Genomic DNA, 20,902 nt, shown 5'->3' with positions numbered 1-20,902 from the left:
TCTTCACATGAGGAACATCGCGACTATCGTTGCAGCAACGTAGCCCAGAATGACGGGCAAGAAGTTCCTCCTCGCGATCTCTTCGGGCTTCGTCTTACAAACGGCTGCGACGGCTATGAGTGCCCAAGGAACGATCGTTCCACCACCGCAGTTCACCGCGGTGAGCTGACCGAGAGCCGCCAAGAACGGTGTCTTCACATTGGCGATGGGCGCCAGACCACCTGCGAGTGTACCCATCAGCGGAAGGCCAGAGAAACCAGAACCGTCCAAGCCTGTTATTGCTCCTACGACGGCCTGCATGGGTGCGACTGCGAACTTGTTCAGAGGCACTCTGTCAGCGAGGGCGTTCGCCAGATCGAAGAGCAAGGGCCTTCCAGCGTCACCAAAGATCTGTTTCGCCGCACCGCTACCCATGTAGAACATTGCCGCGATGATGAAGACTGGTGCGAAGATCTTGACACCGAACATGAAACCATCTCTGAGAAAGCCGACGCCGGTTTCCAAGCCTTCGGTTTTGTACTGCAGTAGCGTAAACACGAACAAGAGCACAGCAGCCGTTCCACCGAGCAACGCCGTAGCATCGCCGCCGCGCAACTTCAGCGCGAGCATCAGAACTATGTTGATCAGGAAGGCGAGACTGACTATTGCGGCTTCCGCTTTGGCGAAGGTGCTGAACTCTTCGCTCTTGGCCTTCATGACGCTCTCACCGAACAGTTCAACGTCCTTGCGAGGATCGTAGTTCTTGTTCGCCTTCATCGTCCAAAAGTAAGCGAGCGGTATCGTCACAACGGCGTAGGCGATGATGAGTGGCACCATTGCGCTCATGACTTCTCCCACACTTATCCCCGCGGCCTTCGCTGTGAGCGTGGGCGCACCCTGAATGACGAAATCCGTCGTGAGAGACACACCGTAGGCGAACATGGCGATCGCGACACCTGCACCCACCGGTGAAAGACCCGCGCTGACAGCCACAAGAACCAACAAGCTACCAATCAACGCAACAGAGGGCGTGGGCCAAATGAACAGTGCGAGTATCGCCGTGATGATGCCGACGAACCAGAACGCAGACCTGGGACCCTTGATGGGTTTACCCAGAGTCCTTATCAGCACGGCGGCAGCCCCACTCTTCTCCATCTGTTTCGAGAGAGCCACCATCAATGAGATGACGACCACGATGCCGAACAATTCGATGCCAGCGACGACGATGGCGTTGAATACGGACTGAAGGGCCCCAATGAACGATTTGGTCACCGCCCAACCGATGAGCAATGAACCAAGCAAACAGATGAGTGGTGTGTCCTTTCGCAGAAACATTGCCACGATGACTGCGATCATGAAAGCCAGATACAACCAGTGGGCCAACGTCAACTCCACCACGACCGAAACACCCCCTCACACCAGTTTGGTGTTAAAGATGTCCTTCAAATTGGCATTGTGTACCCTCTTCTTGATCTCTTCAACGTTCGTGGTGTACAGATTCTTCTGGACCATCCGCTTGAAATAGATCGAGCCTGAGAATGTGTACTTGTACTGACGGCCTTCCTCTTTCTTCATTTCTTCGATAACGTGGTTCACAAAGTCTCCCACGGCGAGTTCATCTGGATATCTGAGCAGCTTCTCACCGATCGCCTTTCTCACTGCGTTGTGTCCAGCCAAACTACCCGTGACGATCGCTTCGGTGTGTCCCACCATGGCTCCTGCCTTCTCACCCGCACAGAAGAGGTTGTCCACCGGTCCGATCGCTTGAAGCTCGGGCGTGCAATTTGCGAAGCCGAAGTATCTCATCGAGTTGCCCTTGCCACCGGCGATGGGATCTTCATAACGAGCCCTCTCCATACCCGGAATCTTTCTGAGTTGCTCGAGTGGGAAGAACGGGGTCATCAGCTTCACCGGGCCCGTGTCGAGCAGAACCAAATTTTCGATGAATTCCGGTAGTGCGTACTGCTGACACGCCTTCATGCTTAACAACTTCTCTTCTTCTCTTACATGTTCGGGCACAGGAACGAGTGCACAACCTTTCTCCTCGAGTTCTCTCACTATACTCGGATCGATCGAGTCTTTGCAGAGTTTGCAAGAACCACTCATGGCACCCAGGCTACCATCCGGCTTCTTTCCGATCCACTCTTCAACGCCGACCCTCGTCGTAAGGCTCACCCTGGGGCCGAAACTGTGGCACCTCAAGATGCACATCGCACAACCGTTGCCGTACTTCGTGCAGTTCGCCGGCACGGCCGATGTACCGGTCGCGTCGACGAACACGTCCCCACGCACGGGTTCATGCTTCTCAACAACGACACACACGATCTTGTCTTTCTCCTTGGCGACGTCTATAACACGCGCGTTGGTCATAATCTGAACGCCGAGACCCGTGAGGTATTCTCGAACGGCGGGTTCGATCTTGTAAACGCTGTACAAGCTTGCGTGCTTGTGTCCGGGAAACTCCACGTTCGTGTGGATGGCGCATCTGTCCATCACGGCGAATATGTCCGCACCCATCTCCAACATTTCTTCTGCCGCCGTGAACCGACCGTTGTTTCTGAATATGCCACCGACGAGGCCGGTTCCGAGCAGCATGTCCGCTCTCTCTATCAAAACGACCTCGGCTCCAGCTTTACGTGCGGCCGCGGCGGCCGCACAACCACCCCAACCTCCTCCAACGACAACCACCCTTGGCACCTTCGCCATACCACCACCCCATCACAGAACGTTCGAATACTTGGCAACGATCTCGATCAACTTCACAAGACCTCTGATAGCCAGTCTTGCTTTGTCTTCGATGATGTCACCGTTTTCGTCTGTCGTACCAAGACCGAGCGAGATGAATATGTTTCCATCGTACGCGATCGTCTGGATGATACCCATCGCATCGGTACCGATCTGGAGTATGTTTGTACCCGCGTACATGTCCTCAATTGGAAAGATCGGGAAGGGCACACCTTTTTCCCAGCAATCGTCGTAGTTGACCTCGACGGCGCCCGAGTTGTAGCTCTTGGAGATCCTGAAGATATGTCTGATGCGTGAATCAAGATTGGAGAACTCCTCGACGGTGATCTCGTAAAGCCTATCGACGTTCCTCTTGAACTTGTCTGCTTTCTCTTTCAGAGCTTTCAAAGCGGCGATCGCGCCGGCGAGCGCCTCTTTTCCTGGATCGAAGGTCACGTAGGCCGCCTTGCCGTAGCTCGACCAAGTTCCGTACCTGTCACCGTGCGTGCCCATTGCTCTCCTTATGGGGACCATGATGTCTTCTCTTCCGATGATCAATCCACAGGTTGGTGCGCCCGCGGCCTTGTCCATGCTGTAGGTCATGACCCACGCACCAATCTTCCTCGGATCCGTCCCAATGAACGGAACACCCCACGCGTTGTCGACGATGTACGGTACGTTGAACTCTTCTGCGAGTTCACCGAGCCTCTTCTGCAGTATCGGCGCACCGTCTTTATCTTTCTCACCGTAGCCATAGCCAAACGTGTCGTATCCGAGAGAAGAGAAACCTGCAAGCATCTCGATGTTCTGTTCCGCCACCTGTCTTATTCGTTTCGCCGTCTCCTCAGCTTTCACACCGCTCAAGAGGATCGTCGGATGGTACTTTATTCCGTGCACCGTGTAGCGCGCCCCAACCATGGGAACGATGACGACATCAACATTTTCAAGTCTCTTGCCATAGAATCCCAGCTCCCCTGCGGTGCAACCTCTATCTGCGAAGATGTCCTTGTACTGAGGTGGGAAGGGTCTACCGTAACCACCGTGATGGTGCAAATGTCTCTCATAAGGCACGATGTATCTGGTTCTGTACTTGTCACCCCTGCCAGTGAACGGTGGTGAGACCAACACGTCGAAGCTCAGCCAGAGAGCCGCCTCACACGTGCTCACGAGCAAAGCATCGTACTCGTCACCGTAGTGATCCTTCACTATGTCCCTGATCTCGTCCGCGAAGACCCTGTTGGGAATGACCTCGCGTGCAACCGCACTGATCGCTTCGTCCACTTCTTTACTGATGAGTCCGTGACAACCCGATATCGCACCGGTGAGGCCGAACTTACCTCTCCATTCCTTGGGGATACCGATCTCATCTGCGGCTTTCCTCGCTTCTTCCAGAATCTTCGGCAAAGACTGTTTCAGATGCCTGTACAGATGGTATCTGTACTTGAACATGCTCATCCCTCCTTTTCAAAAACGATCATCTCGCCAATTTCCAAGCCGAGTTCTTCACCGCTGATCAACTGGTCGGAGTAAATCACGATGTTCTGGTGGTTCGGCATGTGAGTCTCATCGAAACCGACCAGCCTTCCGATCTGTCTGCCATCGCCCAGTCTGACGATGTCGTTCGAGACGATGACGCCAGCCTGAACGATCTCCACGAACGCGATGTATGCCACACGGTTCACCGTTTTTCCCGGGATCGCTTCTTTCTCGTCGGTCATTAAAATTTCGTGGATCTCTCCGATTCTCAGAGCCCTCGAATGAGGTTCTATCAAACTGAGGCTCCTGTTGTCCAATCTGCCCCTAAGAACCACCACCACCCTGCCGATCACAGGTTGTTTCTTCGCATAGGGATCAAACTTCAGCATACCGGTGGAGTACGGTTCTTTCATGATTTTGCCTCCTTGACTGCGATGACCTCGATCTCCACCTGTGCGTTCCTCGGCAACGCCGAAACTTCCACGAAAGATCTGGCGGGTTTGTGAGCGTTGAAGTACTCAGAGTAGACCTCGTTGATCGAGGTGAAGTTGGAAATATCGTTCGTGAAGACTGTGACCTTGACAACGTTGCTCAGATCACACCCTGCAGCAGCCAAGATCGCTTTGATGTTCTCGAACACCCTCTTGGTTTGTTTCTTGATGTCTCCATCGACGAGCTGACCCGTCTGAGGATCGAGCGGTATCTGACCGGACACGAACACGAAACCGTTCGCTTCCACAGCTTGAGAATAAGGCCCTATGGCCTTGGGCGCTCCATCGGTTTGAACGATTTTCACCGCAAACACCTCCTCAAATCATTATTGAGTCGCCCTTCTTCCTCGCTTCTCTCAGATAAGCGTAAACTGTGAACTTCGAATTTCCAAGCTCCTTCGCAAGCATTTCCACGGCACCCTTCAACAAGAAGAAACCTTTCTCGTCGAGCTTCTTGATGACCGCCAGCTTCTCTTCCTTGCTGGCGAATCTGAGTGGTTTTCCCGTCAGACTCTTGATCTCCTGCATCGCTTCGAGGAGCAGTTCCTCAACCTTGCTCACGAACCTCTCTTCTTTGGTACCAGCGATCTCCTCGAGGTTTTGGAACTTCAGATACTGTTCGACGAACTCTTTCACCGCGAACGCTTTGGTCGTATCGTAGTTGATACAGAGAAAACCTATAACCTCACCAGCTTCGTTCCGTATGAACACCGTGGTGGATCGAAGTTTTCTTCCATCGTTGGTCCTCGTCATGTAGTTCGCAACGTAGTCGACGTTCTTGAACCTGGGCGATCTCAGCAAATAGAGGCCAAAGTCCGTGAGTGGAGAGCCGACGGTTCTGCCGGTCACGTGGCCATTCTCTATGGCAACAACAGAACGCTCCGGATCGGAAACATCGTGCAGGACCACTTCACAGTCTGGCCCTAAAGTTTCAGCGAGCGCCTTGACCATCGGAACGAAGGCCTTGAGAATCGGATGCAATCTCTTCATCCTACGCCCCTCCTTATTATACAACCCGTTGATATGGCATACAAATTTTTGTTGTACGAGATACAACAAATTATTTGAAGCGCCCACGAGATCTTTTATGATATTTAAGCATATTCAACCGGATTCTACGAAAAACAACCCGAAACCACCAGAAAGTATTGCAATCATTTGTCGGCGCCGAACGAGGTGATTCTTCCTGCAAGACTTGTCAAATGGCTTTGTTCGTCCGAGTTAGGCAAAATCTCGTTCGTGTTAAATGATTCACAATTTTTTCGATCGGTCTGTACGTTCGCATGCGTTTTGGACTGACAGAATCTATAATTCTTCTGGGAGGTGCTGAGGTGCGAGCTGAACTCTACAGGTTCAAGTACGAATCTCTCTGCAAAGCCGTCAAGCCTATACTTGAGAGAAAGGGCTTTGAAGTGTACATCGCCGAGGACGAAAAACAAGTACTCGAGTTGGTGGAGAAACTCATACCAGCCAACTCGGTCGTGAGTTCGGGAGGTTCTTTAACACTTTCAGAAACGGGTGTTTTGGATCTTCTCAGGTCCGGCAAGTACGTCTTTCTGGACAGGTACAAAGCATCTGACAGGAGGGCCGTTGAGCTTGAAGCCTTCAAAGCAGATTTCTATCTGTGCAGTGCCAACGCTATCACGATGGATGGAGAACTGGTGTTCATGGACGGTTGGGGTAACAGGGTTGCGGCGGTAACCTACGGTCCGAAGAACGTGATACTGATCGTTAGTGCGAACAAAATCGTTGAGGATTTGGATGCTGCAAGAGAAAGGATCAGATACATTGCGCCCATGAACGCGAAGAGATTATCTCTGTCAACACCGTGTGCGGTGACTGGCATGTGCCAGGATTGTGACTCACCCCAGAGGATTTGCAGGCACTATCACGTCATCAACGATTCGAGAAACCAGCCAGGCAGGATAAAGATCATTTTAACGATCAAGGAATTTGGGCTGTGAGGGATCAAAATGCATAAGAAATGGCTTGAAATTTTCGAAGCACTCGTCAACACAGACACGGGCTTCGATCTGGACAGTTCAACGAAACTCGAAAGGACTCAATTTGTAGCGGATTTTCTTGAAAACCTCGGCTTTGAGCTCCACAGAGAAAGAGCCGCACACGTGGCTTTGAAGGGTGAAGCACCGTATCTGACGCTCATAGGACATCTCGATACGGTGTTCAAGGAAGGCGAAGCGGTTCGAAGACCGTTCAAGTTGGAAGACAACGTTGCGAGAGGCCCAGGCGTTGCCGACATGAAGGGCGGAGTAGTGGTGCTTCTCGCCGTGGTCGAGGAAGCAATCAAAAAAGGTTTGGACGGTCTGTGCGTGATCCTCAACGTCGATGAAGAACTGGGTTCAAAAGAGAGTAGAGAGACCTTCGAAAAGTACGCGAGACAAAGTTCATGTTGTCTCTCTTTTGAGCCAGGAGGAGTTCACGGTGAGATAGTTGCTTCGAGGAAAGGTATCGCATCGCTCGACATTCAGGTGAGAGGTATAAAAGGACACGCGTCGAGACTTCAAGAGGGAGCCAACGCCGTCGTCGAAGCATCACACAAGGTTTGTCAGATATACGCACTCAACGGCCAGATAGGAAGTTTGAGTGTGAATCCAACCATCATCAACGGTGGAGAGAAATCGAACATAACACCCGATCTTTGCAGAATCTACTGTGATGTGAGGTTTTCGAACACAGAGGAACTGGAAGAATTCAAACGAAAGCTCTCTGAGATAGCCCGTACCAACCATATAGAACGCACCTCTTGCGACTACAGTCTCAATGAGAGAAGACCAGCGATGGTTCTTATGGAAGAGATGAAGCAAGCGCTCGAAGAAGCATTCCAAAAATTAGGAAAACGTTTTGAGCTTGAACATTCCAGTGGAGGTGCTGATGGTGCTTTCTTCACAGCACTCGGTGTACCCACGTTGGACGGGCTTGGACTGTGCGGTGGAAGGTTTCATTCGGAAGAAGAATTTGCACTCATCGATAGCTTCGAAGAGCGCGTGAGATTATCGTCAGAACTGCTGGATCACTTCGACAAGAAGAGAAGGTGATAACATGAAGTTCGTTGACACAACGCTCAGAGATGGCCATCAGTCGCTCATCGCCACTCGCATGTCTATTAACGATATGCTTCCCGCACTCGAGGCGATGGACCAAGTGGGATTCTATGCACTCGAGATGTGGGGCGGGGCGACCTTCGACGTCGCAGTGAGGTTTCTCAACGAAGATCCATGGGAAAGGATCAGAAAGATCAGAGAGAAGGTCAAGAACGCCAAGCTTCAGATGCTTCTTAGGGGTCAAAACCTGGTGGGTTACAGGCATTATGCAGATGACACAGTAAGGCTCTTCGTCAGAAAGATGGCGGAGAACGGGATAGACATCGTGAGGATCTTCGATGCGTTGAACGACGAGCGCAATCTGATCGTAGCCATCGACGAAGCCAAGAAGTGTGGATTGCACGTTCAAGGTGCGATCTCTTACACCGTGAGTCCCGTGCACACGCTCGAGTACTATCTGAGCTACGCCGAAAAGCTCGTGGAACTTGGGGTAGACTCGATCTGCATAAAGGACATGGCCGGTCTACTCACACCCCAGGATGCGTACAAGCTGGTGAAGGCTCTCAAGGAAAGGTTTGCGCTTCCTGTAGACGTTCATACGCACTGTACGTGTGGCCTTGGACCACTCGCATATCAAGCGGCCATCGATGCGGGTGCAGACATCATCGATACGGCCCTCTCTCCCTTCGCACTTGGCACTTCGCAACCTCCGTTCGAACCGATCTATTACTCGCTCAGTAAAGAAGGCTTGCTCCCACCGCCTAATTGGGACTCGCTATCTTATTTGAACGAACACTTCACGAAGGTGAGGCAGAAATATGCGCAGTACGATGTGAACATGACGAGCATAGATTTTCGTGTGCTGTACGCTCAGGTACCTGGAGGAATGTATTCCAACATGATAAAACAGTTGCAGGAACAGAAGATGCTACACAAACTCCACGAAGTGCTCCAGGAGATACCAAAGGTCCAGAAGGATTTGGGTTATCCTCCTTTGGTCACCCCAACCAGTCAGATCGTGGGCGTTCAAGCTGTACTCAACGTCATGAGCGGTGAGCGCTACGCGAGGGTCACGCGCGAGGTGAGAGATTACGTGAAAGGTCTGTACGGAAGGCCTCCCGCACCGATCGATCCAGAGTTGGTGAAGAAGATCCTGGGAAATGAGAAACCTATAGACGTGAGGCCAGGTGAGTTGATAGAACCTGAAATCGAAAATGCAAGAAAGCAGATAGGCCTGCTGGCGAAAAACGACGAAGAACTTTTGATCTACATCATCTTGGGCGAAGTCGGCAAGAAGTTCTTGCAGAAGCGTTATTACGATCAATTGAAGATAGATCTCGAGCTGGTCAAGGAGTTCGAAGCTCCCGTGCACCCCGTATGATCATCGGAGTCGGCGTCGATGTGGTCGACATCGAAAGAGTCGATGAAAGACTCGCCAAGAGGATCTTGACGGATCGTGAGCTACAAGAATTTCAACGAATTCACAACAAAAAGCAGTTTCTCGCATCGCGCTTTGCTGTGAAAGAAGCGTTCTTCAAGGCGCTGGGAACAGGCTTGAGAGATTTTTCTTTCAAGGATGTCGAACTGACGCACAATGAACTGGGAAAACCTGTGCTCGTCTTTCACAGGGACGTAGGTTTCAACTTCGCCCACGTGAGTGTGTCGCACGACAGAGTCGCGATGGCGATGGTCTTACTCGAGAAACGAGAAGGTGGCATTTACGTTGCGCTGGGCTCGAACATGGGTGAGAGGCTGAAGAACATACAGCGGGCGTGTCGCTTGATGGAAAGCTCTGGCATGAGATTGCTCAGAACTTCTCCGGTGTATGTGACGAAACCCTACGGATTTGCGGATCAACCCGATTTTCTCAACTGTGTCGTCGAGATCGAAACAGAATTGACGCCCTTTCAGCTTCTTGAAGATCTTCTGAACATAGAAAAGTTTCTGGGAAGAGTTCGTGACAGGAAATGGGGACCGAGAACGATAGATTTGGACATCGTCCTGTACGGCAACGTTGTCCTCGAGACTGAGAATCTGACGATACCTCACTACGACCTGACGAACAGACAGTTCGTGCTCAGACCTCTTCTCGACATTGCTGACGTCGAACACCCTTTGAAGGGCAAACTCAGAAACTTCCTGAAAGAAGGTGGAGAATGCCTACTGATGACGAAGAACTGGTACAGCAACTGATACAAATCGAAAGTGAACTCGACAGGGCGCTGGAGCGTGAGGATTTCGAGCGCATGAACATGTTGTTGGAACAACGCGAGTTGTTGCTCAAGACGCTTTCCAAGATCCCTGAAGAACTCGCCAACAACATAATTGAAGCCGACAGGGTGAGGCTGGAAAAGATGAAGAACTTCATGGAGAACATCAAGAATCAGGCGCTTCAGACTCGAACCTCACAGGCTGCTTTGAAAAGTTATTCGAACCTACAAGAAGGAACAAAACTGGACGAAAGAAAATGAAAGCGGGGTCTGCGCCCCGCTTTCTTTTATGGATATATGCCCCTCAGTTTGACCGCCTTTGCCACTCGTTCGATCGCCACGATGTACGCTGCGGTTCTGAAGTCTGTGTTGTACTTCTCCTTCGTCTTCGCCACTTCTGCGAAAGCAGCTTTCATCATCTTGGCGAGCTTGTTCCTCACGTCGTCCAGGTCCCAGAAGAACGACTGCAGATCCTGTACCCACTCGAAATAGGAGACCGTCACGCCACCAGCGTTTGCGAGGATGTCCGGTATGATCGTCACACCCTTTGAGTACAGGATCTTGTCAGCCTCGGGTGTTACAGGTCCGTTTGCGCCTTCCACGATGAGTTTCGCCTTGATCTTGTCTGCGTTCTCCTCCGTGATGGCGTTCTCAAGAGCGGCTGGAACGAGTATGTCCACGTCGAGTTCGAACAGCTCCTCATGCTTGATCTTCTGAGCCTTCGGATAACCGTCGATGAGTCCCTTGTTGCTGTCCCTGTAAGCCATGAGATCGCTGATGTCGATCCCGTTCGGATCGTAGTAAGCCGCTGAAACGTCGCTCACGGCAACAATCTTCGCTCCGAACTCTTCCTGAAGTATCTTTGCAGAGAAGGAACCAACGTTACCAAAGCCCTGAACGGCGACCTTGGCTTTAGAGACGTCCTTGCCCAAAAACTTGCATGCCTCAGCTGCCACCACGGCAACGCCTCTACCTGTGGCTTCGTTTCTGCCGACCGAACCTCCGAGTTCCACAGGCTTTCCCGTCACGACTCCGAGCGCGGTGTAACCAACGTGCATGCTGTAGGTGTCCAGATACCACGCCATGACCTGCGGGTTCGTGTTCACGTCAGGAGCTGGAATGTCCTTGTGTGGACCAACGAACTGCGATATCTCGAAGAAGAACCGTCTCGAAAGCCTTTCAAGTTCACCCTTGCTCAGTTTGCTCGGATCGACTTTGACGCCACCTTTACCGCCGCCGTAAGGCAGGTTGAGCAACGAACATTTCCATGTCATCCAGAACGCGAGGGTCTGGACTTCGTCGAGCGTGACGTTTGGATGGTACCTTATGCCTCCCTTTGCAGGACCGAGTGCCGTGCTGTGCTGACACCTGTAACCAACGAACATTTCGACCCTGCCGTCGTCCATTAAAACCGGGAACTCCACGATTATGGTGCGCTGAGGCCTTTCGAGGAACTTCTGAATGTTGGGATCCAGCTGCATGACTTTAGCTGCTTGTCTGAAGACCTCGAGCGCCTGTTCATACAGTGACTTTTCCATTGAAGAACCTCCTTTCACGTAGGGTGAATAGCTTGTCTCGAGTCATTCGTGAATTAGTTCACAATTGAATTCTACCACCAACCTGTCCGAAACGAAAGCATCGCAAAACAGAACTTTGGCCTTTTTTTGACCATCGTGCTTGAAAAATTTGCACCTTCTGTCTCTAATCTCTTCAAATCTCGAGTATGCACGGGTATGCTCCGTGTGTTAACATAACTTGCTCTTCTTGACGCTGCTGCTTCGAACGTGATAATCTAATGTTGCGGAGGTGGTTTCATGAGGAAGTTGCTCATCGTGGTGATGGTGCTTACGACACTGCTGATCTTTGCGCAGACGAAGCTCACCATCTGGTGCTCCGAGAAGCAGGTCGACATCTTGCAGAGGCTCGCGGAAGAGTTCAAGGCCAAATACGGCGTGACTGTCGAAGTCCAGTACGTGAACTTTTCGGACATCAAGCCGAAGTTCTTGACGGCGGCACCGGAGGGTCAGGGAGCAGACATCATCGTGGGTGCGCACGACTGGGTAGGAGAACTGGTGGCGAACGGCTTGCTCGAACCCATACCGAACTTCGCAGAGCTGACGCAGTTCTTCTCGAGTGGTTTGAACGCCTTCTCGTACGGTGGTAGACTCTACGGCCTGCCCTACGCACTTGAAGCGATCGCCTTGATCTACAACAAAGACTACGTGCCCGAGCCTCCGAAGACGGTGGAGGACATGATCAAGATCGCGAAAGAAATCGATGCAGAATTCGCAGGAGAGGTCAGAGGGCTCATCTTCCCAGTCACTACTTTCTACTTCGTGGTACCTTTCATCTTCGGACACGGTGGTTACGTCTTCAAAGACACTCCAGCCGGACTCGATGTCAGGGACATAGGTCTGGCGAACGAAGGAGCAATAAAGGGAGCCAAGCTTCTCAAGCGCCTGGTGGACGAGAAAGTGGTGGATCCAGCCGACAACTACCAGATCATGGACTCGATGTTCAAAGAGGGCAAGGCCGCGATGATAATCAACGGACCTTGGGCGATCAAAGACTACAAAGACGCAGGCATCGACTATGGCGTGGCGCTGATACCGGAACTTGAGCCCGGTTTGGTTGCAAGACCTTTCGTGGGCGTACAGGGCTTCATGGTGAACGCCAAGTCCACGAACAAACTTCTGGCGATCGAGTTTTTGACCAACTTCATCGCCAAGAGAGACACGATGTACAGGCTCTACCTCGCAGATCCAAGGCTGCCTGCAAGGAAAGACGTTCTCGAACTGGTCAAGGACAATCCAGACGTCGTTGCCTTCACACTGAGCGCAGGTAACGGTATACCCATGCCGAACGTACCGCAGATGGGATTCGTCTGGGGCGCGATGGACGATGCGCTGAACCTCATCGTCAACGGTAAAGCCACACCAGAAGAAGCCCTTAAGAACGCGGTCGAAAGGATCAAGGCTCAAATTCAATGAATCCTCACCCGGGGCTGTCCGCCCCGGGTTTTGGAGGGAGAGTACGTGATCAAAAAGCTTTTGAGCTTTTTCTTTGTCGGCCTTCTGAACGTTTTTTTCTTCTGGATAGCCTTCTTTCTGTTCAACAATGCCTACCACGTTTTGGGTGCGCTGTTTCTGGTTCTCGTGTTTTTGATCGATTTTTTCATTTTCAATCCCAAGGGATACCCATACAGGTACGTTGCCCCCGCGTTGGTCCTGCTGACCGTGTTCGTGATCTATCCGATCTACTTCACCGTGAAAACCGCCTTCACCAACTACGGCACAGGACATTACATGTCGAAAGAAGAGGCCATCGAAAGACTTCTTTATGATCCAGTCTACACGTACACGATCGAGGACAAAACTGTTCAATACAAAGTCTTTGTCGCTTACGACGGTCTGACGCCGATCCACGACGACTTTTTGATTTTGTTCAAAATAGAAGGAACTCTGTTCATAGCTGAAAAACCGATCCCCGTCAAAAAGAAAGGAAAAGACGTGCTTCTGAGTGAAGCTCAGCTGGTACCGATTGAAAGTTCATCCTATCAGCTCGTGCCGTGGTCTGAGGAGCTCACAGAGATCAGAATGATCACTTCGGGAGAAAAAACCTACAGGGCTTTCTACTCACCACGGGAGGAATTTCTCAAACTGAACGCACCTTTGTTCAAGAGCCGAATCGCACAGTTCTACCTTCAGAGGTCGGATTTCGTCCACCCCAGCGGAAACAAATACGCGTTGAGAATAGATCGAACAGGTGAATGGAACTTCCTCAGGATAGAGAGGTTGTACAGGCTCGATCTGGTTCAGACGTTGGAGAACGATAAGCCCAGAACGAAATTGGTCGTTGTGAACAACAGAACGAACAAACCTTTGATCGAGAGGGAAGGTTCTTTCTACGACGTGAACGAGAAGAACGAAGAGGTCTACCTGATAGGCTACATAGACTTCGTCGGTTGGAAGAACTTTCTCAGAATCTTGAGAGATCCGAGAATCTCAGGACCGTTCTTCAAGATCTTCGCTTGGACCTTCTTCTGGGCGTTGTTCAGTGTGGTGTTTTCTTTGGCTGTGGGTCTGCCCTTCGCTTTGGTTTTGAACGATCCAAAGCTCAAAGGAAGAAACATCTACAGAACCTTGCTCATCATACCTTGGGCGATCCCCGTGTTCATCTCGGCGCTGGTTTGGAGGAACGGACTCCTCAACGAGAGCTACGGAGTGATCAACAAGTTCCTGCTGCCTGCACTCAAACTCCCCGCGATCAGATGGATGAACGATCCTTTCTGGGCGAGGGTTGGTGTTCTGCTCGTCAACGTTTGGCTCACCTATCCGTACATGATGACCATCTCGCTCGGGGCGCTTCAGGGTATACCTTACGAACTCTACGAGGCAGCCATGATCGATGGGGCTGGAAAGTTCAGACGGTTCACGGGCATAACCTTTCCGCTGCTCATGACCGTGATCGCACCGCTTCTCGTGAGTAGTTTCGCGTTCAGCTTCAACAACTTCACGATCATCTATCTCATCACGGCTGGAGGTCCACCCATACCAGGTTCGACCACACCCACGGGTTACACGGACATTCTCATATCCTACGTCTACAAGCTCGCGTTCCAGGCTGGAACGGGTCAAGACTTCGGCCTGGCGGCGGCCATATCGATCCTCATCTTCTTCCTTGTCGGTGGAATCAGTTACATCAATTTCAGATTCTCCGGCGTCTTCGAAGAGGTGGGAAGATGAAACTGCACGTGCACGCGATCTTGATATTTCTGATCATCGTCATTCTCTTTCCGACCGTTTGGGTGGTGACGACCTCTCTGAGAAGGGACGAGGCAGCCTTCTCGACCGATCTGTTTTCGAGCAGGCTCACGCTTCAAAACTATGTAGATTTGATCGTTCAGGAACAGAATGTGCCGGTGCTCGTCAAAGAACTTCAAAAGCTGATATCGCGTGTGAGCCCTTACGATAAACTCACCTTGTCACGAGCCCAGGAGAAAGCCTCGGAACTTCTCAAGAAGTTGAGAAACTATCTCAATGAATCCAACAGCAGGAATGATGCTGCCAAGAAATCTTACGAAGCTTTGGTGAAGATCTTCGAGGCGAACGCCGATCGTGCGAAGCAGTCGACCTTGAACGATCTGAAGCAAATCGAAAAGAGTGTGTTCGAAACTTTGAACGAGTTGAAGATCAACGAAGAAGAGCTGACTTTCATCCTTTACGAAGTGTTGAGCAAAGAGAAATTCAACTCCCAGCTGGAAAAGATTTTGAGATCCAACGTTGAGACTATCGTTGGCTTCAAAATCGAAGACGAACAGTCTTACACGCTCGCCTTGGATCGTTTGAGAGGCGTGTACGAAGAGCTCGGTGGAATGTCTTTGAAGGATCTCGAAGCACTATCGACTCAACTTTCTTCGATCAGCTCAGAAATAGAAGCGCTGAGAAAAGCTCTGCAACCTTTGGAACGATCCATCTTGGAGGCGCAGCTTTTACTGAAGGGTGATCTGTTGTCCGAGCTTCGTTCCTTGATCGGTGCCATCGAAGCGCTCAATAGAATGAAGGATTCGCTCGCACGCACGACTGCCAAGAGCATCTTTCCCATCGACGATACGGCGTTCTTGCAGAGTCTTCAAAGCGTCGCTGCTCAACTGAGAAACGCTTCGAACTCTCTACAAGGTTTCGAAGACTTATTGGAAGTTCGAAAGACCACAGAATCGCTTTCTGAAAAACTCCTCGAGCTCACTTACGTGGATCAGCAACGAAAGAACTTGAAAGTTTACGCCGACATGGTGAAGACCTACGAAGAGATCAGACCGAGGCTCGAGAGGATATGCGACGATCTGGGGAGGCTATTGGAACGATACAGCTACGAAGTTTCAAAACTTCGAGAGCTCAACAACTCTATTTTGATGAAAGAATCTGATCTTCAGCAAATCAAGCAGAGAACGGTGAAACTCCAGAGAACGAAAGAATCGCTCGAGGTCAGCCTCACAGAGGAAAGGGCATGGCTGCAGCTCATCCTCTTCGAAAACGATTTGAAAGTCAGACTTTCCACCGTTGAAGCTATCAAATCTTTGTCCAGGACGGATCTTACACGCTACTCTGCTCTTCTCACGTGGCTGAGGAACTTCGCGAATTCCTACGAGCGAAACGACAGAACGAAAGAGAGCGTGCAAAAGGCCATCAACAACCTGAGATGGATCGAGGATTACAGGACTTTCACGTCGCGTTTCGAGAACTACGCGAAGAATTACGAGCAGACCGTCAAGGAATTCGAGCAGGTGATGGTCGACTTCGAAAAGATCTGCAACGATCTGTTAGCGCTCTCTCACAGTGGAACCTTCGTGACCTCGGAGCATCTGACAAGGTTGCTCGATTTGGTGAAGCTCGACTTCGTGAACAAGGTTCGTGCGGACCTCGCGGTGGTTTCGCGCCGAGCAGGTACTCTGATGAAACTCTCCCTCTTTCCCGAAGCACAGAAGTTGTTCCGCAACGTGGACAAACAGCTCTTCAGGATAGATCAGATCTGGAAGGAGAAGATGAAGCACTATTTTGGCTGGTGGGTGCTCAACTCGATAGTCGTTTCCACGATCGTCGCACTCATCACGACCTTCGTTTGCGCCACGGCCGCGTATCCGTTCAGCAGGATGCGTTTCGTCGGCAGGAGGTATGGTATACTGAGCTTTCTTTTGATCCAGATGTTCCCCGGCGTGATATTCATGATCGCGATCTACAACCTGCTCAACTTCCTTGGAAAGTTCGTACCCTTCCTCGGCATAGACACCATAGGTGGTCTCGCATTGGCCTATCTGACGAACATCGCTTACAACGTTTATTTGATCAAAGGCTTCTACGACCTGATACCTGCCTCGCTCGAAGAGGCTGCGATAGTCGACGGCGCCACCAAGTTCCAGAGTTTCTACATGATCGTTCTTCCACTTGCAAGACCCATACTCGTCGTGGTCTTCCTTCTGACCTTCATAGGTACTTTCAACGAGTACGTGGTTGCAAGGATCGTGCTTCAGAACGTTCGAAACTACACCTACGCACTCGGTCTACAATCCTTCGCCGTGGGACCGTACGAAACGGAATGGGGTTTGTTCACTGCTGCCGCGTTGCTCGGCATGTTACCCATGGTGATACTGTTCTTGGCAATGCAACGATACCTCGTGAGCGGACTGACGAGAGGGGCGGTGAAGGAATGAAGGGTCTATGGAAGGTGGGTGTGATAGTCTTGATGCTCTCAAGCCTGGTCTTCGCTTCTGAAAAACCTTTCATCTTTGGTGTCGATGTTTCGATGCTGTACGAAATCGAAAGGCTCGGTGGGCGATTCTACGACGCCGGAGTAGAGATAGACTGTCTTCAGATCCTGAAAGGTTACGGCGTGAACTGGGTCAGACTCCGAATTTGGAACGATCCAACGAACTTGGGCGGTGGGAACTGCAACCACGAGAACATGACCGACTTGGCTGCCAAGGCAAAGAAGTATGGTTTGAAGGTCTTGGTAGATTTTCATTACAGTGATTGGTGGGCAGACCCTGGCAAGCAGAACAAGCCGAAGGCGTGGAACGATCTTCACGGTGAAGATCTACAGAAGGCGCTGTACGACTACACGAAGTTCGTGCTCGAGTACATGAAAGAGCGAGACGTTCATGTGGACATGGTGCAGGTGGGTAACGAACTGAACAACGGCTTTCTCTGGCCCGACGGTCAGATATCTGGTCCCAACGCGGGTGGTTTCGACGGTTTCACAGCACTGCTCAAAGCTGCGGTGAAGGCGGTACGAGATTTCGATCCAAACGTTCCCATCGTGGTTCACCTGGCCGAGGGTGGAAACAACTCACTGTTCAGATGGTTCTTCGACGAACTTGTCAAAAGAGACGTTGACTTCGACATCATCGGAGTTTCCTACTATCCTTACTGGCACGGTACGTTGGAAGAGTTGAGCTTCAATCTGAACGATGTCTCACAACGTTACAGAAAAGATGTGCTCGTCGTCGAGACGGCGTACCCATGGACGTTGCAGGATGCAGATGGTCATGCGAACATCTTCGGTGACGAAAGTCTCCAATGGACGGCAGGTTATTTGGCGACCGTTCGAGGACAGATGAGTTTTCTCAGAGACCTGATCAGAGTTTTGAAACAAGTACCCGAAGCTAGAGGATTGGGTCTTTTCTACTGGGAGGGTGCGTGGATCCCAGTGAAAGGGGCCGGTTGGAAAACTGGTGAAGGAAACCCTTGGGAGAACCAGACGCTTTTCGATTTTCAGGGTAACGCGCTTGAGACTTTGAAGATCTTCCGCAACTACGAAGAATTGCTCGAAGAGAAGGCTGAGCTCGTTCGAGTGTTCCCTGTGAGTTTGGAATCGATCGTGGGCGAGAGGATGGAACTTCCCCAGAAAGTTCAAGCACTCTTTTCGGACGATTCTTTGAGGTCCGTTCGTGTGGTTTGGCAAGTAGAAGAAGAGGAACTGAAGCAAGTGGGGGAACATCGAATAGTGGGAAAGATTCTTGATTACGACTCCACCGTTGAAGCCAAACTGTTGATCAAGGAGCCGACGAACTATCTTTCTAACTGGAGCTTCGAGACGGGCAACTTCGAACCATGGATCGTCGAAGGCAACAAGCAGTCGGTCAAAGTTGTGCGTGCGAATCCTCCACAGAATGCGCACCACGGTGTGTATGCCGTGAACTATTGGCTCGACAAGCCCTTCGAATTCGAAATGTACCAGATCGTACGGGATCTTCCCGAAGGAACATACAAACTCTCGATGTGGATCCAGGGCAGTGGTGGAGATGAGGTTGAACTATCGATCAGCGAGCATGGTGGTGAAAGAGCGTCTGTGAGAATAGAAAACAGAGGATGGCTCCAGTGGAACCATCCTGTCTTAGAGGTAAGGATCACGAGCAGAGTTGTCAAAATCAGCCTTCGTGTGAAAGGCAAAGCTGGAAACTGGGGCTGGGTCGACGAATTTCAGCTGATCAGGGTGAAGTGAACCTGCGGATCAAACCCCTCCTGACGAATTTCACCCCGGTGATAAGACTGTCGCTGTTGAAGATCTTCACGTTGATGGTCAACAGAACGGCGGCGAGGGCGAAGTTGTAAAGACTGCCGTAGATCAACAATGAATAGTTGTCGAAAAGAACGTTCCTCACCGAAGTCATCGCATGGGTGAAAGGAATCGCGAAGACGACGATCTTCAGGGCAGTGGGCATCGTTGAAAGGTCTTTGAACATGGTCAAGAGCATGCTGAAGACGGCCAGTGCGACGAGTGGAAAGGTCAACGTCTGCGCGCTCTTGAAGTCTTTCGAAATCAGTCCCAACAACATGGCGAGGCTTATACCACACAACAACGTTGAGAACATGGACAACGCAACGAACATATAATCGACGACGCTTGTGCCGAGATCTATCCCCGCCGACGCCGGAATTTCGAAAGATCTCATGTATAGACTGAAACCGACCATGTATATGCCAGCCATGACGAGGCCTGCGATCGTGGCAGCCAAGATCTTCGCCAATATTATGTGACTTCTCGCCACGGGCATCGTCAAAAGCGTTTCGAGCGTTTTGTTCTCCTTCTCGAGTCCCAAAGAAGAGATTACGGTGCTTCCAGACATGATGATCAGCATCATGACGACGATGGAAACGATGAGCCACCTGTTGGAGAGGTAATTCAACAGTTGTGACGGGGACATCCCTTCCAGAACCTTACTCAAGTACACCGTCGCCTCCTCTCTGTCGATGGGATCGAGCACGAAGTTCGGATTCTCCACGCCGTACTTCGTCAGCAAGGTGAGAACCATCTGGTGTTCCAAAGCTCCCAGAAACTCCTTGAAGACCTCGGACTGCACGGTATCCATGATGCCCAGACCTTTCAGGATCGAGACTACCTTGACCTTCGCCTGCTGGTTGGAAGTCAGCTTCTCGGTGAAATCTTCCTGCACGATGAGCAGAGCAGAACCGTTGTTTTTCTTCAGTTTTTCCATCGCTTCATCGACATTGTCACCTTTGTAGATCACAGTTGCGTACGACTCAACGGCATCCTCGATCGCTTTTGAAAATTCCCCCTTGTCCAAATTCACAACCGCAACGGTCAGTTTCTTCGAAACTTCTTCCGTTATGCTACCAACGCTTTTTCCTATCATCGCGTATATGAGGGCCATCGCAACGATAGAAATCACGCTCGAAACGGTTAGCACCTCTCTCAACTCTTTTTTCAGCAGGTTCCAGAACATCGAACCACCTCCGCAAATACTTCTTCGATGTTGGAAGCTGAGTATTTGCGCTTCAGTTCTTCTGGCTTTCCGATTTCGACGATCTGCCCGCTGTTGATCAACGCGATCCTATCACAGAGGAACTCCACCTCGAGCATGTTGTGCGAGGACAGAAGGACCGTTCCTCCATCGCCCGCGAAGTTCTTTATGATGTTCCTCATCTCTCGTGCGTTCAGCACATCGAGGCCAGATGTGGGTTCATCGAGTATGGCAAGTTTTGGATTCACCATGAGTGCCCTGGCGATGAGGAGTCTTCTGGTCATTCCCTTACTGTACGTGGACACCTTCGATTTCAACCTCTCGTTGAGGTTCGCGATCTGAACACCTCGTTCCAACATCGCTTGGAATTCCTTTTCTTCTCTTGCAAAAAAACGAGCTACGAACTTCAAATATTCAAGCCCCGTCAGTTCCTTGTAAGCCCCCGCGTCCTCGGGAAGATAACTTATCAGCTTTCGAACCTCGTGAGGTTCCTTCTGCACGTCGTGGCCGAAGACCAAAACTTTTCCTTCGTCTGGTTTCAACAGAGTCGAGATGATCCTGAGCGTGGTGGTCTTTCCGGCGCCATTGGGTCCAATGAGTCCGAATATCTCCCCACGTTCGATCTCAAAACTTATGCCCTTGACTGCCTCTATGGGGCCGAACCTTTTTTTGAGCCTTTCAATCACGACGACCAAATCGAAC

The 20,902-nt window shown here is 51.0% G+C and carries 18 protein-coding genes; 9 read left to right on the top strand and 9 right to left on the bottom strand.

The genetic code is table 11. The features are described 5' to 3' along the window. Positions 1-3: 3 nt before the first annotated feature. Genes AJ81_RS06960 through AJ81_RS06935 form a run of 6 tightly spaced genes read right to left on the bottom strand, consistent with a single transcriptional unit; the run spans position 4 to position 5,660 of the window. Positions 4-1,374: a transporter permease gene (locus AJ81_RS06960; protein WP_031504398.1), complete on the bottom strand. Its 1,371-nt coding sequence runs from the start codon at positions 1,372-1,374 to the stop codon at positions 4-6. An 18-nt stretch (positions 1,375-1,392) separates the two neighbouring features. After that, positions 1,393-2,685, bottom strand: coding sequence for an FAD-dependent oxidoreductase (locus AJ81_RS06955; RefSeq protein ID WP_031504400.1), 1,293 nt, complete (start codon positions 2,683-2,685; stop codon positions 1,393-1,395). 12 nt (positions 2,686-2,697) lie between these two features. After that, the gene (locus AJ81_RS06950; RefSeq protein WP_197536861.1) at positions 2,698-4,152 is read right to left on the bottom strand and encodes a hypothetical protein; all 1,455 of its coding nucleotides are present in this window, start codon (positions 4,150-4,152) and stop codon (positions 2,698-2,700) included. 2 nt (positions 4,153-4,154) lie between these two features. Next, entirely contained in the window at positions 4,155-4,592 is a 438-nt protein-coding gene (locus AJ81_RS06945) for a DUF6917 domain-containing protein (RefSeq protein WP_031504405.1), read from the bottom strand. Next, positions 4,589-4,975, bottom strand: a complete 387-nt coding sequence (locus tag AJ81_RS06940; protein WP_031504407.1) for a RidA family protein — start codon at positions 4,973-4,975, stop codon at positions 4,589-4,591. Before AJ81_RS06940 ends, AJ81_RS06945 begins: the two co-directional genes overlap by 4 nt. 13 nt (positions 4,976-4,988) lie before the next feature. Continuing rightward, positions 4,989-5,660 (bottom strand): helix-turn-helix transcriptional regulator, encoded by a 672-nt coding sequence (locus AJ81_RS06935; protein ID WP_031504409.1) that lies wholly within the window; start codon positions 5,658-5,660, stop codon positions 4,989-4,991. A gap of 341 nt (positions 5,661-6,001) precedes the next feature. On the opposite strand from AJ81_RS06935, the gene AJ81_RS06930 reads away from it, so the two are divergent. Genes AJ81_RS06930 through AJ81_RS06910 form a run of 5 tightly spaced genes read left to right on the top strand, consistent with a single transcriptional unit; the run spans position 6,002 to position 10,203 of the window. Beyond that, positions 6,002-6,634 (top strand): lactate utilization protein, encoded by a 633-nt coding sequence (locus AJ81_RS06930; protein WP_031504411.1) that lies wholly within the window; start codon positions 6,002-6,004, stop codon positions 6,632-6,634. 9 nt (positions 6,635-6,643) lie between these two features. Further along, the gene (locus AJ81_RS06925; protein ID WP_031504413.1) at positions 6,644-7,726 is read left to right on the top strand and encodes a M20/M25/M40 family metallo-hydrolase; all 1,083 of its coding nucleotides are present in this window, start codon (positions 6,644-6,646) and stop codon (positions 7,724-7,726) included. A 4-nt stretch (positions 7,727-7,730) separates the two neighbouring features. Then, the gene (locus tag AJ81_RS06920; protein WP_031504415.1) at positions 7,731-9,113 is read left to right on the top strand and encodes a pyruvate carboxylase subunit B; all 1,383 of its coding nucleotides are present in this window, start codon (positions 7,731-7,733) and stop codon (positions 9,111-9,113) included. Next, positions 9,110-9,925, top strand: a complete 816-nt coding sequence (gene folK, locus AJ81_RS10760; protein ID WP_031504417.1) for a 2-amino-4-hydroxy-6-hydroxymethyldihydropteridine diphosphokinase — start codon at positions 9,110-9,112, stop codon at positions 9,923-9,925. Before AJ81_RS06920 ends, folK begins: the two co-directional genes overlap by 4 nt. Next, positions 9,889-10,203, top strand: a complete 315-nt coding sequence (locus AJ81_RS06910; protein ID WP_031504419.1) for a hypothetical protein — start codon at positions 9,889-9,891, stop codon at positions 10,201-10,203. The genes folK and AJ81_RS06910 overlap by 37 nt, the downstream gene beginning before the upstream one ends. A gap of 26 nt (positions 10,204-10,229) precedes the next feature. On the opposite strand, the gene AJ81_RS06905 is transcribed toward AJ81_RS06910, so the two are convergent. Further along, on the bottom strand, positions 10,230-11,480 hold the full coding sequence (locus AJ81_RS06905; protein ID WP_031504421.1) for a Glu/Leu/Phe/Val family dehydrogenase: 1,251 nt from the start codon (positions 11,478-11,480) through the stop codon (positions 10,230-10,232). Between the two features lie 276 nt (positions 11,481-11,756). Here AJ81_RS06905 and malE point away from each other — a divergent pair, with 276 nt between their 5' ends. From malE to AJ81_RS06885, 4 genes are read left to right on the top strand one after another with little or no spacing between them, the layout of a single operon-like run. Continuing rightward, a complete protein-coding gene (gene malE, locus AJ81_RS06900; protein WP_031504423.1) occupies positions 11,757-12,932 on the top strand; it encodes a maltose/maltodextrin ABC transporter substrate-binding protein MalE in 1,176 nt (391 codons plus the stop codon). 48 nt (positions 12,933-12,980) lie between these two features. Then, complete coding sequence (locus tag AJ81_RS06895; RefSeq protein WP_031504425.1) at positions 12,981-14,687, top strand: ABC transporter permease subunit; 1,707 nt, start codon at positions 12,981-12,983, stop codon at positions 14,685-14,687. Further along, on the top strand, positions 14,684-17,149 hold the full coding sequence (locus tag AJ81_RS06890; protein ID WP_031504427.1) for an ABC transporter permease subunit: 2,466 nt from the start codon (positions 14,684-14,686) through the stop codon (positions 17,147-17,149). The genes AJ81_RS06895 and AJ81_RS06890 overlap by 4 nt, the downstream gene beginning before the upstream one ends. Next, entirely contained in the window at positions 17,146-18,939 is a 1,794-nt protein-coding gene (locus AJ81_RS06885; protein WP_031504430.1) for a glycosyl hydrolase 53 family protein, read from the top strand. The genes AJ81_RS06890 and AJ81_RS06885 overlap by 4 nt, the downstream gene beginning before the upstream one ends. Here the strand turns inward: AJ81_RS06885 and AJ81_RS06880 are convergent. Together AJ81_RS06880 and AJ81_RS06875 are read right to left on the bottom strand one after the other, a co-directional pair. Beyond that, complete coding sequence (locus AJ81_RS06880) at positions 18,926-20,182, bottom strand: ABC transporter permease (RefSeq protein WP_031504432.1); 1,257 nt, start codon at positions 20,180-20,182, stop codon at positions 18,926-18,928. The genes AJ81_RS06885 and AJ81_RS06880 overlap by 14 nt on opposite strands. Then, the gene (locus AJ81_RS06875; RefSeq protein WP_031504434.1) at positions 20,164-20,895 is read right to left on the bottom strand and encodes an ABC transporter ATP-binding protein; all 732 of its coding nucleotides are present in this window, start codon (positions 20,893-20,895) and stop codon (positions 20,164-20,166) included. The genes AJ81_RS06880 and AJ81_RS06875 overlap by 19 nt, the downstream gene beginning before the upstream one ends. Positions 20,896-20,902 lie beyond the last annotated feature (7 nt).

This window comes from Pseudothermotoga hypogea DSM 11164 = NBRC 106472, assembly GCF_000816145.1.
In the GTDB taxonomy this organism is placed as follows: Bacteria; Thermotogota; Thermotogae; order Thermotogales; family DSM-5069; genus Pseudothermotoga_A; species Pseudothermotoga_A hypogea.
The sequence above is the reverse complement of the archived record's forward strand: the minus strand, read 5'-3'. Positions and strand labels throughout refer to the sequence as shown.